Origin of the sequence: Psychroserpens luteus (assembly GCF_015319355.1) — a bacterium.
Classification (GTDB): Bacteria; Bacteroidota; Bacteroidia; order Flavobacteriales; family Flavobacteriaceae; genus Psychroserpens; species Psychroserpens luteus.
Map to the genome: position 1 here is coordinate 73,565 of NZ_JADILU010000003.1, position 16,865 is coordinate 90,429.

Genomic DNA, 16,865 nt, shown 5'->3' on the forward strand with positions numbered 1-16,865 from the left:
CATATTTATTTACGGATGAACTTTGAAATATGATCTAACCATTTTTATCCTTCATATATTTTAAGAAGTTCACAATATGTTGTTCAGAGTGCGTTTGCACTAAATCCTTAAAGCACCATTTTGCATTTTTCTCACTCGTATTCTCAAATTGCCATTTAATTTCGAGCATATCCTTAATGATATCAGTTAAATCGTCAATTGCATCTCCAGTGACGAGGTAAGCATCTGGTATTATTAGGTGAGATTCTAAAATGGAATGATACCATCCAAAATCCGGAAAGTTTGCCTCAACGTTTTTCTTTATCGCGTCATAGTCGAAAGTCGGTTCTTCTTCAAAATCTCCATCATCAAATTCTGCTTCTAAATTCAGATATTCATAGTAAAGTCCTACTAAGAGTTTTTGTATTTCTAGTTCTTTATTATCTGATTGAACTTTATCACTAAGGCCAAATTCTGTAATTCGTTTTATGTACTTTTCTATCTCGTTCAATGTTTATCTCAAATGTGTTATAATGTGTTTATGTGTGGTTTGTTACATGTTTAAGCAACTAATTTAGTAAATAAATCACTGATAGAATATTCCGAAGAAATGTTTGTAAGTGGAAGAGAGGCGAGCAATAAATTATATAAGATGTGGTATGTAGTTTATTTTAGATTTCTTTTAATTAGTTTGAAGTTATTCTCTTTTTATGTTTGCTAACGCTTTTGTTTGAATTAAACTTGATTTTATTATAACCTCTTACGGTTTATCGTAGTGAAGCAAACTTTGTTTTAAGATTAGCTTAAAATTGCTTGTTTTTTAACTCAGTTCTTTGTTGGTAAATGTGTTTTACTTTTTGATTTACTTGTGAGTAGAGGCTTTCAGAACGTTTTATTGAAATATTATTGCTGTGGTGCCTTTTGTTAATTTTGTATTTATTAAAGTCCCAAAACCCATCTCATCATTTGCACAAGCAGATAAAATTTTAATAGGCATTCTTTCATTTCCTGTATAAGCAAATATAGCCTCATTATTTTTAGATATTCTCATAGATCCATAAACTTTACCACTAGAAACTAAAGGGATAGAGTTTAAGTTTGTAAATTTAATTACAGAATTAGCCTTTATGGTATCATTTTCTATCTCCCATAAAATGTCACTTTCATCAAAGCCAAAATGGTTTCCATTCCATTCTGAATCTGTAAAACGAATTTTGGTTCCTGGAAGCAGGTTTACAGAAGTAATAATTGAAAAGCCATCACTATTTGCAGATTTCATAGAAGTAAAAGAAATATCTCCAATTTTCAGGTAGTTATCATTGCTTTTTATTTCTACTACTAAGAGACTTGTAATCAATAATACTAAAACGAATACTACTTTATGTTCTTTCACTTCAATTAAAATATTTGAAGTAAAATTAACGAGTATATATTTTTATGAAGTTATTGAATATTTATTAAATTGTTAAGTTAAACAGGATCGTGTTTAATTAATGTAATTAGCTTGATTTTATTCTCTCTGTATGTTTGCTAACGGTTTTGTAAATGGTTAAGTAATTAATTTAGTAAAGAAAACGAACCTGTGGAAAATTTGTAGGATTTACCAAGTAAATACAATACTGGCAATTGATTATACATGTTATTATGCTCAGTTTTTTTTATTCCAAGTCCATAAACCTAAGTCGTCATAAGATTTAATAGTCAAATTCAATGTTTGAGAAATATCTAAATTGTTAGTATTACTCTCAATCCATTTTTCAATTATTTCTCGTTTATTTTCAATCGATTTTAATTCGAATAATTCATCTTCTTTTGCGTTTTCATATAAATCCTCTCTTAACATTTTGTTATCAATTCCCCATTTTTGGAAAAGAGGAATGAATTCCCTTAATTCAGTCGGTAAATCTTGTTTATTGATTTTAGTAATGAAATCAGCTTGTTTGTTTTTCAGTTCCGTTAAATGCTTACTTTTTATTTCGGTTTTTCTGTTTTCTATTTTTTTCTTTTTATAAATTCCTTCATACCAAATATGTCCAATAAAAAAAGCAAAAATAAATACCGTTAGATATGGATTTTTTTCAGATTCAAATTTTTGACTTTTTACAATAAAATAAATTGCTATCCAGAAAAGCATAGTAAAAATTAGTCTAATCTGTTTTTTTATATTCATTCACTTAAATTAAGTATAATGTATTCGTACATCGTTATTAGCGTTGGCTGGAACTAAGTTAGCAAAAGAAAACGAACCAGAGAGAAAACCGTAGGATTTTTCGAGTATACACAGACTAAGCAATTAATTATACAAGATGTTGTAACACGTTTTTATGTTTTTTTATAAGCTAAATAAAATGCATTTTTAACTTCACCAGTTTTTAAGTCGTATAAGTATAAATACATTTTGGATAGCCTATATTCCTCGTTTAAGTCAATTCTAAATTCAACTAATTCGTCTGGTCTTAATTCACAATCTATTTTATACCTCATTGTTTTTACAACTCCATGGTCGATGACTTGAAATAAATTTTGCGAATAAATTTCACCCAAATGATTTTCAATAATCCATGGTGTCCAAGAATATGGACCTTTAGGTTCAATGAGCAAACGATGTGCTACAGGAGTTATATAATCCTTTTTTCTAAATTCTTGAAGTCCATCATCTGTTTTACCGAGAGTGAAAAAATCAGATGTAATTTTATTCGCTGTTATTTTCAAGTTAGAGTCAACATCTTTTAAATCAATCGTTGGGTTCTTTTTTCCGTTGCAAGAAATAGATAAAAATGTCAGAATTATAATGGGTAATAATTTTTTCATCAAATGTTTTACAACGTGTTATGTATGGTTAGTGACTTGTTTAAGCAACTAATTTAGTAAATAAATCACTGATGGAATATATCAATAGTAGTTACTAATTTTCTAATTATTCTTTTTAATTTATTGCTCATTATTAAATATTATTTTCAATTGCCATATTTAGCTAGTTGCTAATGTTTTTTATTGGTTTCCAAGTTCCTATTAAATGAGTGTTTTCAGAATTACCATTATCATCATTAGAGCAAGATTGGAGAGTTGTAATTCAAATTAATGATAATACAGAAAGTTTTATTTTGTTCATTCGGTTAAGTCATGTTAAGTTCGGTTAATTCATTAATTCTATTTGAAATTTTGTAGCATCAAATGCCATTTTTAGACCTTTAATATTAGGCTCAGATTTATTGATTTCAAATAGTTCATTTAGGTATGCGGTTTGCTTAATTAAATTGTTGTTATCTTTTTGAAAAATTTGATATTTCAAGAGAATTAAATTAGTCATTATTTTATCTGACACACTCAAATCACTTTCATTTAGAAATTCGTCTATTGTACTTTTTATCTCGGTATCATTTTTAGATAGTTCGTCAAATAGATATGCATTAGCTAAATCAGATTTGGTCATATTTGAATAGTCATTTTGATCAGACATATCTTTTCTATAAGTCATTTTATTTTCATTAAGAAAATACCATCTCGTGTAGGAATCGTTTTCCATTTTTATTTCTTTTTCAAATATTCTTTCTTTCGTACTCCAGTTTGTAAATGCAATCAAAAGTTCAGTTCCGTCATCTTTCTTTAATATGGCAAATCGAATTAAATAATTTCTTTTTCCAGGTTTTTCAATTTCAATATCTAAATTGTTTTCTACTGAAACATATTTTTTTAGTGCTTTTAATATTGAAGAAACATCTTCTGGACTTGCATCTGGAAATAAATTTTCTCTCAAAAATAAATCGATATACAGATAATGAGTTAAGTAGAAATCATCCATTTGTAGATAATTCGATTCGGTTAAATCGCCTGTTTTTATATCAATTTTCTCTGATTGAGCGTATCCAATATTGGTTAATAGGATTAAAACTAAAAGTATAATTATTTTTCTATGCATAGTGTTTGTTTGTATTTTGTAAAACGGTTTTGTGTATGGTTAGTTGCGTAGTTAATGAACTGATTTAGCAAACAAAAACGAATGCGAGAAAATGCCGAAGGAATTTACCAAATAAGCAACGACCAAAGCAATTAATTACACATATTGTTGTGTGCTGGTGGTATCAATTACACAGTTCCTTATATTTTTTGATGGCAGGTGTAAAAGTTTTAACATAAAATTCAGTCCATTTTTCTCTTTCAAATTCTAGTTTTTCTTCTTTGGATTTAAAATCTTTTTTACCCTTTTTTATTTCTTTTTGAAGTTTTTTGTAATCTTCTCTATTGCTTTCATTTGTTTGGGAATAAAACTTTTTATCGAGCCAATCATGAAAAGTTGGGCAATTTCCAGAAACAAATTTGTACGAACTAATAATTCGTTCAATAAGTTTTTTTCGTGCAGAAAATATTTCGTTAAATCTCATATCATATGGTGCAACCGCAAAATTATCTTTCGGATTATTTAGGTAGAAAATTGTAGTTGCATATTGTCCATTTGAATATAAATGGTATCCATATAAATTAATAGAATCTTTTTTGAAAACTGGTAAGAATATTGTTCGCTTGGTTTCATTAATTTTTCCGTTAATGCTTCTTACAATTTGTAATCTCCTAAATTCGAGGTTTTTGTTCAGTTCATTGTCAAAAAAGTTGATCGTATCAATAGAGTCAGCTGGAATTAGTTGATATTGATCATCCTTACTTTTTCTGAATTTAATTTGTTTACGATTTAGATTTAAGTCTTTTTCTAGTTCTTCAGTTGCTGACATTGTAAAGCTAAACGGGTTACCAATAATTTCAATAGTACTTGGTGAGTTAAAATCTTGAACTTCACCAATTAGAGTTTTTCCATTTGTTAACAAAAGGCTCGCGTTGTCAAAATCAGTTTTTCCTAGTGTGATTTTAAGATTTTGACTTTGAGTTTTTTGAATCAAAAGTAACAGCCCTATAAATAATAAAATTCTATTTTTCATAATAATCAAATTTATTATTTTACAAAGTGTTGTGTATGGTTAGCTAGGTGTTTAAGCAACTAATTTAGTAAATAAAAACTGAATAGAAAATCCGGGAGGTTTTTCATAAGCAAGCTTGAATTAGCAATTAATTATATCTGGTGTCACCTGTTGGCTTTTATTTTTTCAATTCTATATTTATCCATTCCGCAACCGGAATTCAATACTTCAAATTCTTCGTCTCCACTTTTTGTCAAATATTTGATTAATTTTTTCAAACTATTAATTGAGTTCTATGGCGTTTTATCTTAATACAGTCAAAGGGTTTTGAATTACTTCAACTTCTTCAATAAATAAGAAAATTTCAAAGCGTGTGATTTAGCACGTTGGTCGTTTGTAGATGAACCTGCATGGCCTCCTTCGGTATTTTCATAATAATAGGTTTTATAACCCATATCGTTCATTTTAGCTACCATTTTTCGGGCATGTCCAGGATGCACTCTATCATCTCGTGTAGAGGTGACAAAGAATACTTCTGGATAATCTATTCCTTTTTTCAAGTTGTGGTAAGGAGAATATTTTTTGAGGTATTCCCACTCTTCAGGAATGTCTGGATTACCGTACTCGCCAATCCAACTAGCACCTGCCAACAGTTTATTGAAACGCTGCATATCTAATAATGGAACTTGACACACCACAGCATTGTATAAATCTGGTCGTTGGGTAAATGCAACACCCACTAATAAGCCACCATTACTGCCTCCCATAATACCTAAATGCTTTGGCGAGCTAACTTTCCTGGAAATTAAATCTTCAGTTACTCCATATAAATCGTCAAATACATTTTGACGTTTTTCTTTCATTCCATCTTGATGCCATTTTGGACCATACTCACCACCACCACGTATATTAGCCACTACATAAACGCCTCCTTTATCTAGCCACGATACACCAATAGTTGAAGCATAATAAGGTATTTCTGAAATCTCATAGCCACCATATGCATAAATTAGCGTGGGATTAGAACCATCATATTTCATTCCTTTGGCACTTACCATAAAATAAGGCACCATTGTACCATCTTTGGATTTCGCTTTATGTTGTTGTATTTCGTATTTACTTCCGTCAAAATATGCTGGTAACGATTTGTAGGTTTCAAATGTATTCTTGCTGGCATCAGCAAAATACATTGTAGATGGTGTCGTGAAATTTGTAAACTCAAAGAAATAATCATCTGAAAGCTCATTTGTACCCGCAATGTAAATACTGCCAAAATCTGGCGCATTTACCTTTTCGCTACTCCACTTTTCGTTATTGAATGAATAGATGTATAACTCACTCTTAACGTTTGTTAAAAGGCTGATTAGTAATTTGTTTTTAGTTGTGGAAACTTGTGTGATACTTGAAAATTCATCAGGTTCTATAATGAGTTGAATTTCCTTATTACCTTTTAATAATTCGGTGAAATTTAGACTTATGAGTGCTCCTGTTTTATAGGTTTTGCTGTTTACTGACCAGTCTGATTTTAATTGTATAATAAATTGATTATTTAAAATATTAGAAGGCATAGCGTCATCAGGAATGTCTAAGAAGATTGCTTTATTGTTGTGCCAAACAAAATTGCGGTTTGTAAAAAATGTTGATGCTTGAGTGATCATTGTATATGCCTGTGAACCATCTCGAAAAACAAAGCCCCAAGTACCAACATCTGTAGTTTCTCCCTCATAAATTAGTTGTGCATCTTTTAACAATGTCCCACGTTTCCATAATTTTACCTGTCTAGGGTAACCAGAGGTTGTCACTGTACCTTCTCCAAAATCAGATGCTACTACCAAGGTATTTTCATCAACATAATTAACACCTCCTTTAGTGTCATCTATTGAAAATCCGTTTTCTATAAATTGTTTTTTATTTACATCAAATTCTTTGATAAATACAGCATCGCCACCACCATTAGAAAGCTGAATTAAAAATCGATTATAATCAGGATATAAGCCATTACTACCTTTGTACACCCATTTTTTACCCTCTTTTTTTGAAAGTTCATCTAAATCAAGAAGGGTTTCCCAAACTGGATTTCCGCTGGTATAGCTTTCTAAAGAACTTCTTCTCCAAATTCCCCTTACGTGATTTTTGTCTTGCCAGAAGCTGTAAGCAAAATCCCCGAGAATTGCAGGATATACTAATTTTTCTGAAGAATTATAAATCGCTAAGCTATTGTCAAACATAGACTGATAATCATCTTCAGCGGTGAGTTCTTCAAGCGTCGCTTTATTTTGAGCGTTTACAAACTCCAGTGATTTTTGGCTGTCAATTTCTTCTAACCACAAATAGTTGTCTTCCTGTGCATTCATTACTTGGTTTAGACCTATTAAAGTAACGAGTAATAAAAAATATTTTTTCATAATTCTATTGGTTTTAATTTTTCTTCGGAAATTTTAAACAATTGAAATTTCCGAAGAGAAAATACTAGTTAATCTTATTTAAAAATGTAGCCTTTGTTGTGAATGTTTTTTCATGAATTATTACTTAAATTTACTTCAACATCAACTCTCGTATATATTTTACGGGCGAATTTCCGTAGCTTAAAAACTGCTCGTGAAATTCTTTTAAATCAAACGAATCTCCTTTTAGTGCTTTCATCTCTTCTCTAAGTTCATAAATTTCAGAAAAACCGGTAAAATAAGAACTGAGTTGTGCAGAACTTAAGGTAACTCTTACCCACTTTTCTTCAGCCTCTGTTTTTTCTTGAAAAGCTTCTGCAATCATCAATTGCATCGCTTCTTCTTTTTGAAGATTAAGCACATGATAGCTATAGTCCAAAATGGTATTTGTAACAGATCTTAAGTGCCATTTGCTTCTCATCAACCACATTTCTGGCGAGTTATTATAGCCTTCTTCTAGCATCATTAATTCGGCATAGTTTGCCCAGCCTTCAACCATAGCACCATTGGCTAGTATAGACTTAATGATACTTGGAGATTCATTCCCATACACAAGCTGCGTATAATGACCTGGAATTCCTTCGTGGATATTCAGAATTTGAAGGATATAGTGGTTGTATTCTCTTAAAAAACTTTCAGCTTCTTCATCGCTATAATCGTCAAGTGGAGTGACATTGTAATAAGTGTCTTTTCCTTTTTCGTAAGGACCAGGACTGCTTACAGATGCACCACTAACTCCACGCATATGTACTGGCATTTCGCGCACTACTAAAGGCTTAGAAGGGTCTTGTGTTAAAAGGTCGTGTTCTTTTACAAATGCAGCGAGGATGGGCATCTGACGTCTAATTTCATCAACAAAGTCTTCACGAGCTACGTGTTTTTCGGCAATTTTATCAATTAGCATTTTTACCATCACAATCTTATCTGTGGGCTTCTCAACATTTGCTAGATGATTATCCCAAATCGAATCTGAAATTTCAATCATTTGCTCGTGTATCTTCTTCTTCTCTTTTAATGCGTTATTATATATTTCTTCAGCTGTATAAGCTGAGTTGTTTTCTAAGGCATATTTTTTATCGAATAGCGCTTTCCCTATTCTTGGGCTTTCGGCTTTACCATCTGCAAGTTCAACTTTAAGTTTTTCAAGTGAAGATATATAGTTACTAACCGCCTCTTTTGATGCTTGTACTCTTGCTATAAGCGTTTCTTTTTTAGTATCGCTTAGTGTTGAACTTGAAATAGACTCCAGAAGATTATCTCCTAAAATACTCAAAGCTCCCTGATTTTGATTTAAGCCAAGTTCAAGATGCTCCATAGTAGGCCTTGTAAGGTTTTCAATTGCTTTTTCATAATAGGCGGGAACTTTTGCTAGCAGTGCAGACAAAATCTCTAATCGGGTTTCAAGATCTGCATAATCACCGTTCACAATCGTCCATACGCGACCTGTTATATTGTAACCAGATGCATCCCATTCATGTCCTTTAAACTCGTTAACATACCATGCTCCAGATTCCAACGTATTTTCTATGAGGTGGTAGTCAATTTTATTACCATCATCTAAGTTGGCGAGCTCAAACGTTTGGAGCTTAGAATCCATTTCTTTAAGCGAATTGAGGAATTTTTGTTTGTTTTCTTCTGAATCGATATTCAATATAGAATCGTACTCATGTAATCCAACGTATGATGCCCAACCTGGACTTTGTTTCCAAAGACCCTTTAAGAATTCTTCTTTATAGATATCAAAATTCTCGTTTTGGTCAATGACGACTTCCTTTTTTGGTTGTTCTTTGCAAGCTGATACTGAAATAATAAGTATCATTACTAAAAGGATTTGTTTTTTCATGATTTATACTTTGATTGGTTGATAGTTAAATATTTAAGGCGCTTGGTCGCCTAAAAAAATCATATATCTTCTATTGTTATAAATTAAACTTTACTGTAGAATATTACGGTATATACAAAGTTCTCTATGCTAAAGGTAAAGCAACTGTTTTATTAAACCTATAGGTAGATTTACGTGTATTTCAATAAAAGTATGTTAACGGAATTTGGTTTATTTACGCTTTACTTTAGTGATGAAAACTTTGTTTTAAGATTAGCTTAAAATTGCTTGTTTTTTAACTCAGTTATTTATTAGCTACTGTTTTTTAATTCTGACTTTCATTACGGGAATAGAATCTTTTACAGCAATAATTTCTCCAAACATACTGTATTTAGTATTTACTTTCAAAGTGTCTTTTTTAAAATAGTAAACTCTTTTATTTAAACTTCCTTCGTGAAAATCGGATTCAATTTCCACTTTATCAATTGTAGTTTTTAAGTATGTATTTAGTTTTTCAGGAATTTTTAAATCATCTTTTGTAATTATAATGTATTTTTTGTTCCATATTCCTGAAAATTCTGAATCATATTGCCCAGTACACATTTGAATAAGGACATTTTTAGAGTTTTCAATTTTTATTTCTTGAGAACATGGTAGGTAAAAAATACTTCCATTCCATTTGTATTCACTTCCTCTCCAAATGGTTGCTTTCAGCATTATTAAGGCAGTAAATATTGAAAAAAAAAGTATAAAAATAAGGTGTACAGCCCTTCCTTTTTTATGAGATTTAATAGTTAATACTATGTGAGTTATTGTTCCTATATAAAGCACTAAATAGCCTATCATATCACCAAGTCCTAGACCAAAAGAAATATGCTTGTAAAAAGTTCCAAGTCCACAAATAACAATTAATATTCCAAGGATAAGTAAATTAGATATTTTTAAGAATTTTGTCATTCGTTCAATTGCAACTGAAGTTTACGTATAAGAATAGTGCGGTTTTGTGTTCGAGGTTTTACCGCAGGAAAAATTAGAAGCTTGTAAATGAGCAACTAACTTTGTATTAGCTAAAAAAGCATTTTTTTATATATAGTGTTAGGCACTAGCTTTTCATGTTTTCTTTTGTCTCAAATTATATAGGTCAATAAATTTGTGTAAGTCATCTTCCATATCGGCAGTAGGAAAATATTTTTTCATTTCTGTATCAAATTCTATCCATTTTTCTAAACCAGCATCCTTGGCAAAGGAAAATATGTTTTGCTCTAAACTCTCAGTCCTTTTTGATGTACTATCATCTTTTATTTTATGACTGTTTAACATCCATTCACCACAATATACTATAGTAAGTAGAGTTTTATATTCCTCTTTTGTTAATTCTATTTTCATGATTTTATTCAGATGGTTCTTTTGGGAGTTTTTTTAAATTTTTTATATATCTATCATTATCAAATGGTTTCCCCATTTTAATAATTTCAAACAATTCTATAGACACACATTGTCCTATCATTTGTAGGGATTGAAAGTCATTATAACCACTTTTCGTCAATTTGTTATAAATGATTTTTGTTTCAGGAGGATCATTATTTTCTAGTTGATTTTTCACTATTTCTAGAATCTGCTCTTTTAATATTTCATTATTATTCATGGTCAAACGGATTTTACAGCTTGTGCCTAACGTTTATGTATATGGAAAGTTGTGTGTTTGTGTGCGAGGATTTTCCGAAGGAAAATTAGAAGCTAGCAAACAAAGCAACTGACATTGATTAAGCTAAAAATAGTAATTTTTTATATACTATGTTGGTAATAGCCTTCTTATTCAAAGTGTATTTTCATTCTTTGGTGAGTTGCTTTAAATCCCAAATCTTCATAAAATTTAATTGCCATTGTTCTTTTTTTTGTCAGTCGTTAATTGTAATAAATGAGCATTTCTTTCTTTAGCTCTATTTATAGCCCACTCAAACATAGTTTTTTCAATTCCGAGTCCTCTTGTCTTTTTCTAATTCTTACAGCTTCTATCTGTGCTCTAATTCCTCCATGATAAGTCAGATATTGAATAAATGACAACTGTAAAGTTCCGATAATTTCAGAAATTTCATTTTCCACAACAATTAATTCTTGATTACCGTCAGATTTTATTTTTTCAAATGCATTTAGATCTTCTTTTGGTAAAGGTTTTTGGAAATTTTCTCTTTTTTTTGCCAAGTTCATCGTCAGCAATCATTTCTACAATTGTTGAAATATCATTTTTTGTTGCTTTTCTAAAGTTCATTTTTTGTTCGGTTTTTTGGCTTACAAATAACTAGTTATATTACATCCAATATATGTTTTTATCAGCTAATCAACATGTGTTATCCAACTTTTTTATTTCCTTCAGAAATTAGAAATCAAATCGTATTTTTGAAATCTCAAACTATTTGAAATGAAACATATATTTTTATTACTGCTATTTATATCTACATTAAGTTGTGCTCAAGACAAAACACCAATTGCTGGTGATACTGAATTTCAAAGAGAGATGAATTCAGAATACAAAGACGCTACAAAATCACCATTAAAGGCTAAAGATCGCAAGAGTTTTAAAGGTTTAGATTTTTTTAAATTTGATTCTACATTTGTTGTTAAAGCTTCGTTTAAGAGAACGCCAGATGAGGATGTATTTAAAATGAAAACGACGACAACTCGATTACCAGAATACGTAAAATATGGTGTGGTTTCATTTGAATTACATGGGGAAACGTATCAACTAAACATTTATCAAAATCAAGGGTTAATGAAAAAAGAAGAATATAAAGATTACCTGTTTTTACCTTTTTTAGACAATACTAATGGAGAAGAAAGTTATGGAGGTGGACGTTACATCGATATGACAATCCCTGAAGGTGATGCTATAGAAATAGACTTTAATAAAGCATACAATCCTTATTGCGCTTATAACGAAAAGTATTCTTGTCCAATTGTTCCAAGAAGTAATTATTTAGACTTAGAGGTTAGAGCAGGAGTGAAGGTTTTTAAAAAGCACTAATTTATATTATTTAGCTAAGTACATTCCGAAGAAAACCGCCAAAAATCCCAACACAAAACTTGCAATTGTATATATAGCAAATGTCATAAAATCTCCCGATTTTAAAAGCACATGATTTTCATAAGCAAATGTTGAAAAGGTGGTAAAGCCTCCACAAAACCCAGTTGCCAGTAATAATGTTTGATTAGATGATAGTGTGTCATTTTTTGCAGCAAAGCCTAAAATTAGTCCTATTAAAAGACTACCTATGACGTTTGCAGCGAATGTTCCGTAGGGAATTCCGTTTTGAGGATTATTGAGAAATTTTCCTAAAGCAAACCTGAGCATACTCCCAAAACCACCACCAATAAATACGAGTAGAAACTGTTTCATCTGGTGATTTTTATTTTCTTTATAATCAAATGGAATTCGCTTAATGACATATGATAGTTTGATACATGTTTTGATATGCTACTCATTCATTTGTTATTATTCTACAGCTAAATAAATTTCTGTAATCCAATTTGCAGGATTAGGCGTTGAGATAGGATCTGTCAAATAAGATTCTAAAACAGGACCTGTTAAAGGCTCTACAAGATTATTATCTTTTATATAAGCCATGGCTTTGTTCCAAGCTTCTTCAGAATTTGCATAATCACCTCTAAGAACTGTTTTAACAGCTTTGAAAGGTTCTAATTGTCCTGTTAAAACATTAGGATTAGTCGTCACTATTTTAGATGACGTTGGGATACAGCATGAAAACATAACAGTATTGTTTTCTGTATCCCATTTATGATAAAGTACAAAAGGTTTTCCTGCCATTGTGATGTTATTTGATATGGCATAACCACCAATGTTTGACATCATTTCTTGCTTATTCTGTTCTAAATCTTCCATTTTACAAGACATGGTATTGTATAAATAAAAACCACCACTATGTTGTGTAATACCTTCTACAGTGATGCTGTATTTTTTTATATCTGCTTGTACAATACTATCTAGTTTGAAAAGACCTCTTTCAAAATCTGGTGCTGTATTTTTTTCTATAGAACCAGCAAACGCAACATACATTTTAGTCATAAAATCTTGCTTGCCATCCATGCTCCAAGTTACTTTTGTGCCTTTTTCTACTTGCTCAAAAGTCCAATTTATATTTGAAATTGATTCAAATGGTTTTACAAACTCGATCTGTTGATTTATCTTTTTATTATTGAGCACATCAACGGTTTCTGCATTACCAATACCTAAAATTTCACCTTCCCAACTGTATCCTGCGCCAACACCAGACGTTTTATCATTAAACGTAAGTATAGCATTGGTATCCTTTTCTATCCAAGGCGAGAATCGTGGCCATTCTTTAAAATCGTTAACTACATCATAAACTACAGGAGTTGGAGCTTTAATGATTTTGCTTCTATTGAATTCATAATCATTGGGTTGTACCGCAATATATATAGCAAAACCTATAAAGAGAATGAGTAATAAAAAGAGAATATATTTAAATGCTTTCATTATGAATTTTGTAGTTAAATTAATTAGGTAATCAAAGATAATCAATTTTAAGAGATGTGAGAAAATAGGTATAAATGTTTACATTTGTGAGACAATAATTAAATTTTTAAAAATGAAATTAAAACAGATATTAGCTCTTGCTATTTTTACTAGTGTTATGTTCTCATGTGGAGAAGATAAAAAAGTTGAAAAGGTAGAGTCTGAGAAAGTAGAAAAAACTGCAGATTTTGACTTTAATGTAGAACAATTTGCAGATATTAAAGTATTACGTTATCAAATTCCAGGATGGGAGGATTTGACTTTAAAAGAACAAAAATTAGTATATTATTTGACACAAGCAGGTTTGTCTGGACGTGATATCATGTGGAATATGAATTACAGACATAATTTAAAAATTAGAAAAGCTTTAGAAAATGTGTATGCTACTTATGATGGAGACAAAAAATCAAATGATTGGCAAGCTTTTGAAACTTATTTAAAACGTTTTTGGTTTTCTAACGGAATTCACCATCACTATTCAAATGATAAAATTAAGCCTGAATTTTCTTCGGATTACCTAAAAGGCTTATTAGCTAAAACAAACACAACTTTAGAAGGTGAAGCGTTTGATGTTATTTTCAATGATAAAGATGCTAAAAAAGTAAATTTAGCTAATGGTGTAGACAACGTTCTTATGTCTGCTGTAAATTTTTATGGACCAGATGTAACTACTGCTGATGTTGAATCTTTCTACGGAAAAAAGACATCTCCAAATCCAGAGAAACCATTATCATATGGTCTAAACTCACAATTGGTAAAAGTTGATGGTGTGTTAACAGAGCGTGTTTATAAATCTGGCGGATTATATGGCGAAGCTATAGATGAAATCGTAAAATGGTTGGAATTAGCTCAAGGTGTTGCAGAAAATAAAGCACAAGGTGATGCACTTGGTTTATTAATCTCTTATTACAAAACTGGAGATTTACAAACTTGGGATGATTACAACGTTGCTTGGACAGCTGCAACCGAAGGAAATATCGATTACATCAATAGTTTTATTGAAGTATACAACGATCCTGCAGGTTATAGAGGTTCTTATGAAGGTATTGTACAAATCAAAGATTTTGATATGTCTGAGAAGATGTCTGTTTTATCTGAAAACGCACAATGGTTTGAAGATAACTCTCCTTTAATGGATGCTCACAAAAAAGATAGTGTTGTAGGTGTTACTTACAAAGTTGTAAACGTTGCAGGAGAAGCAGGAGATTCGTCTCCAAGTACTCCAATTGGTGTTAATTTACCAAATGCAAACTGGATTCGTGCTGCTGTTGGTAGTAAGTCTGTATCATTAGGGAATATTATCCATGCTTATAATAATGCAGGAAGTACAGGACGTTTAAAAGAGTTTGTAAACGATGATGAAGAATTTGAATTAGAAGAAAAATATGGTCAAGTAGCAGATAAGTTACACACTGCACTTCATGAAGTGATTGGTCATGCGTCTGGACAATTAAACCCTGGAGTTGGAGAAACAAAACAAACGCTTAAAAAATATGCGTCTACTTTAGAAGAAGGTCGTGCAGATTTAGTTGGATTATACTATTTATATAATCCTAAATTACAAGAACTAGGTTTGGTTGATGATTGGAAATCTGTTGGTAAAGCAGCTTACGATGGTTACATTAGAAACGGACTAATGACTCAATTAATTAGATTGAATCTAGGAGATGATGTTGAAGAAGCACATATGGTTAACAGACAATGGGTTTCTGCTTGGGCTTTTGAAAAAGGAAAAGCAGATAATGTTATTGAAAAAGTAACTCGAGATGGTAAAACGTATTTCAATATTAATGATTACGAAAAATTACATGAGTTATTCGGACAATTATTAAGAGAAACACAACGTATCAAATCTGAAGGTGATTATAAAGCAGTATCAGATTTAGTTGAAGGTTACGGAGTAAAAGTAGATCAAGCTATTCATGCAGAAGTTTTAGAACGTAATAAGCAATTTACAGGTGCTCCTTATAGCGGTTTTGTAAATCCAGTTCTTGTTGCAGAGAAAAATGATGATGGAGAAATTACTGGAGTTAAAGTGACACAACCAAATACATTTGAAGGGCAAATGATGAGATATAGTAAGGATTATGGTTTTCTTCCTACGGAAAATTAAAAACCTCACAAATGGATTGATAAAAAGGATGTAATGAAAATTATATCCTTTTTTTGTCAAAACTATATCTTAATTAATAACCTGTAAGGTTTTCAAAACCTGATAGGTTTAAAGAAAAGTCAGATTAGGCAATTGTAATCACTGTTTGTTTTTCAACAGTTATGGTATGGTCGTTGTTTCTTTGTATGTTGTTGGTGGAAAATACCAACAAAGGCCTAAAAGAGAATTACATCCTTTTTTTATTGACACTAAACTTCAATAAGATAAGATTAATGGCGAGTAATGTAAGTATAGAATAAATGACTATCATGATTGGTGTTTGTTAATCATCGTTGGACTTGGATTTTGTCATCATAAGCCTTACAAATTGTATGCAAAAAATCCCCAAAAAGAGGATTTTTATATCGTATCATCGTTTGGTTTATAAAAAGCTAAAACCTATTCCGAAGTTAAAATTAGGAATACCTGAAGTCTCAATTCCAGGGATTTCTGGGATGTCTTCAGAAGTGGTTTGAGTACCATCGTTATTTGTGACTACAATAAACTCTGGGATATCACCAAAACCATATCCTACCTCAATTCTAAAATAGAATGTGCGACCTAGTTTTGCACCTAGTTTTAAGTTTATTGTGTTAAACTCAATTTTTCCTGTTCCGTCTTCAATAGAGCCATTATCAAATTCTGTTTCTGTAAAAGTGCCTTCTCCATCAAATGAGAAATAAGATAAACCACCATATAATCCTTTGCCTTTTTTATTGAAATAAATATTTGTACCTATCTCAAAATTATTATAGTTGATAGATGTTTCGTCTACGGTTTTAGAAAGCGACATCCAATCTATTGCCAAAGCAACTCTATTGCCTAAAAGAGGGGTTACATACTCTGCATTTGCTGTAATAATGTTTGGTACACCAACTTTGACACCTATTCTAAGTGGTTTAATACTTTTTGTTGAGTCATCGTCATCTTGTGCAAATAGAGGTTGTGAAAAGATGAGCATTAGACAACACAGCCAAGCGATATTTGTGTTTTTTTGTTTCATAAT

General features: G+C 31.0%; 17 protein-coding genes. 2 read left to right on the top strand and 15 right to left on the bottom strand.

Going from position 1 to position 16,865, the window contains the following annotated elements; translation table 11 throughout:
- Positions 1-34: 34 nt before the first annotated feature.
- From IM744_RS07260 to IM744_RS20625, 12 genes are all read right to left on the bottom strand, one after another.
- Positions 35-490 carry a DUF5063 domain-containing protein gene (locus tag IM744_RS07260; RefSeq protein WP_194507465.1) on the bottom strand — a complete coding sequence of 152 codons (456 nt, stop codon included), beginning with the start codon at positions 488-490 and terminating at the stop codon, positions 35-37.
- 381 nt (positions 491-871) lie between these two features.
- On the bottom strand, positions 872-1,372 hold the full coding sequence (locus IM744_RS07265) for a hypothetical protein (protein WP_194507466.1): 501 nt from the start codon (positions 1,370-1,372) through the stop codon (positions 872-874).
- 255 nt (positions 1,373-1,627) lie between these two features.
- Complete coding sequence (locus tag IM744_RS07270) at positions 1,628-2,149, bottom strand: hypothetical protein (protein ID WP_194507467.1); 522 nt, start codon at positions 2,147-2,149, stop codon at positions 1,628-1,630.
- A gap of 152 nt (positions 2,150-2,301) precedes the next feature.
- The gene (locus tag IM744_RS07275; protein WP_194507468.1) at positions 2,302-2,790 is read right to left on the bottom strand and encodes a hypothetical protein; all 489 of its coding nucleotides are present in this window, start codon (positions 2,788-2,790) and stop codon (positions 2,302-2,304) included.
- A gap of 325 nt (positions 2,791-3,115) precedes the next feature.
- Positions 3,116-3,898 (bottom strand): hypothetical protein, encoded by a 783-nt coding sequence (locus IM744_RS07280; protein WP_194507469.1) that lies wholly within the window; start codon positions 3,896-3,898, stop codon positions 3,116-3,118.
- Between the two features lie 163 nt (positions 3,899-4,061).
- On the bottom strand, positions 4,062-4,910 hold the full coding sequence (locus IM744_RS07285) for a hypothetical protein (protein ID WP_194507470.1): 849 nt from the start codon (positions 4,908-4,910) through the stop codon (positions 4,062-4,064).
- A 311-nt stretch (positions 4,911-5,221) separates the two neighbouring features.
- The gene (locus tag IM744_RS07290) at positions 5,222-7,294 is read right to left on the bottom strand and encodes a prolyl oligopeptidase family serine peptidase (RefSeq protein ID WP_194507471.1); all 2,073 of its coding nucleotides are present in this window, start codon (positions 7,292-7,294) and stop codon (positions 5,222-5,224) included.
- Between the two features lie 130 nt (positions 7,295-7,424).
- Positions 7,425-9,176 carry a DUF885 domain-containing protein gene (locus IM744_RS07295; protein ID WP_194507472.1) on the bottom strand — a complete coding sequence of 584 codons (1,752 nt, stop codon included), beginning with the start codon at positions 9,174-9,176 and terminating at the stop codon, positions 7,425-7,427.
- Positions 9,177-9,470: 294 nt separating this feature from the next.
- On the bottom strand, positions 9,471-10,112 hold the full coding sequence (locus IM744_RS07300; RefSeq protein ID WP_194507473.1) for a hypothetical protein: 642 nt from the start codon (positions 10,110-10,112) through the stop codon (positions 9,471-9,473).
- Positions 10,113-10,265: 153 nt separating this feature from the next.
- Positions 10,266-10,541 (bottom strand): hypothetical protein, encoded by a 276-nt coding sequence (locus IM744_RS07305; protein WP_194507474.1) that lies wholly within the window; start codon positions 10,539-10,541, stop codon positions 10,266-10,268.
- A 4-nt stretch (positions 10,542-10,545) separates the two neighbouring features.
- On the bottom strand, positions 10,546-10,800 hold the full coding sequence (locus IM744_RS07310) for a hypothetical protein (RefSeq protein ID WP_194507475.1): 255 nt from the start codon (positions 10,798-10,800) through the stop codon (positions 10,546-10,548).
- 299 nt (positions 10,801-11,099) lie between these two features.
- Positions 11,100-11,357, bottom strand: a complete 258-nt coding sequence (locus IM744_RS20625; RefSeq protein WP_241738300.1) for a hypothetical protein — start codon at positions 11,355-11,357, stop codon at positions 11,100-11,102.
- A gap of 217 nt (positions 11,358-11,574) precedes the next feature.
- On the opposite strand from IM744_RS20625, the gene IM744_RS07320 reads away from it, so the two are divergent.
- Positions 11,575-12,177 carry a DUF1684 domain-containing protein gene (locus IM744_RS07320; RefSeq protein WP_194507476.1) on the top strand — a complete coding sequence of 201 codons (603 nt, stop codon included), beginning with the start codon at positions 11,575-11,577 and terminating at the stop codon, positions 12,175-12,177.
- 6 nt (positions 12,178-12,183) lie between these two features.
- Here the strand turns inward: IM744_RS07320 and crcB are convergent, their stop codons facing one another.
- Complete coding sequence (gene crcB, locus IM744_RS07325; protein ID WP_194507477.1) at positions 12,184-12,549, bottom strand: fluoride efflux transporter CrcB; 366 nt, start codon at positions 12,547-12,549, stop codon at positions 12,184-12,186.
- A gap of 96 nt (positions 12,550-12,645) precedes the next feature.
- Complete coding sequence (locus IM744_RS07330; RefSeq protein WP_194507478.1) at positions 12,646-13,668, bottom strand: SRPBCC family protein; 1,023 nt, start codon at positions 13,666-13,668, stop codon at positions 12,646-12,648.
- Between the two features lie 112 nt (positions 13,669-13,780).
- Here IM744_RS07330 and IM744_RS07335 point away from each other — a divergent pair, with 112 nt between their 5' ends.
- Positions 13,781-15,820, top strand: coding sequence for a dipeptidyl-peptidase 3 family protein (locus IM744_RS07335; RefSeq protein ID WP_194507479.1), 2,040 nt, complete (start codon positions 13,781-13,783; stop codon positions 15,818-15,820).
- A 421-nt stretch (positions 15,821-16,241) separates the two neighbouring features.
- On the opposite strand, the gene IM744_RS07340 is transcribed toward IM744_RS07335, so the two are convergent.
- Positions 16,242-16,862 (bottom strand): hypothetical protein, encoded by a 621-nt coding sequence (locus IM744_RS07340; protein ID WP_194507480.1) that lies wholly within the window; start codon positions 16,860-16,862, stop codon positions 16,242-16,244.
- Positions 16,863-16,865: the final 3 nt, after the last annotated feature.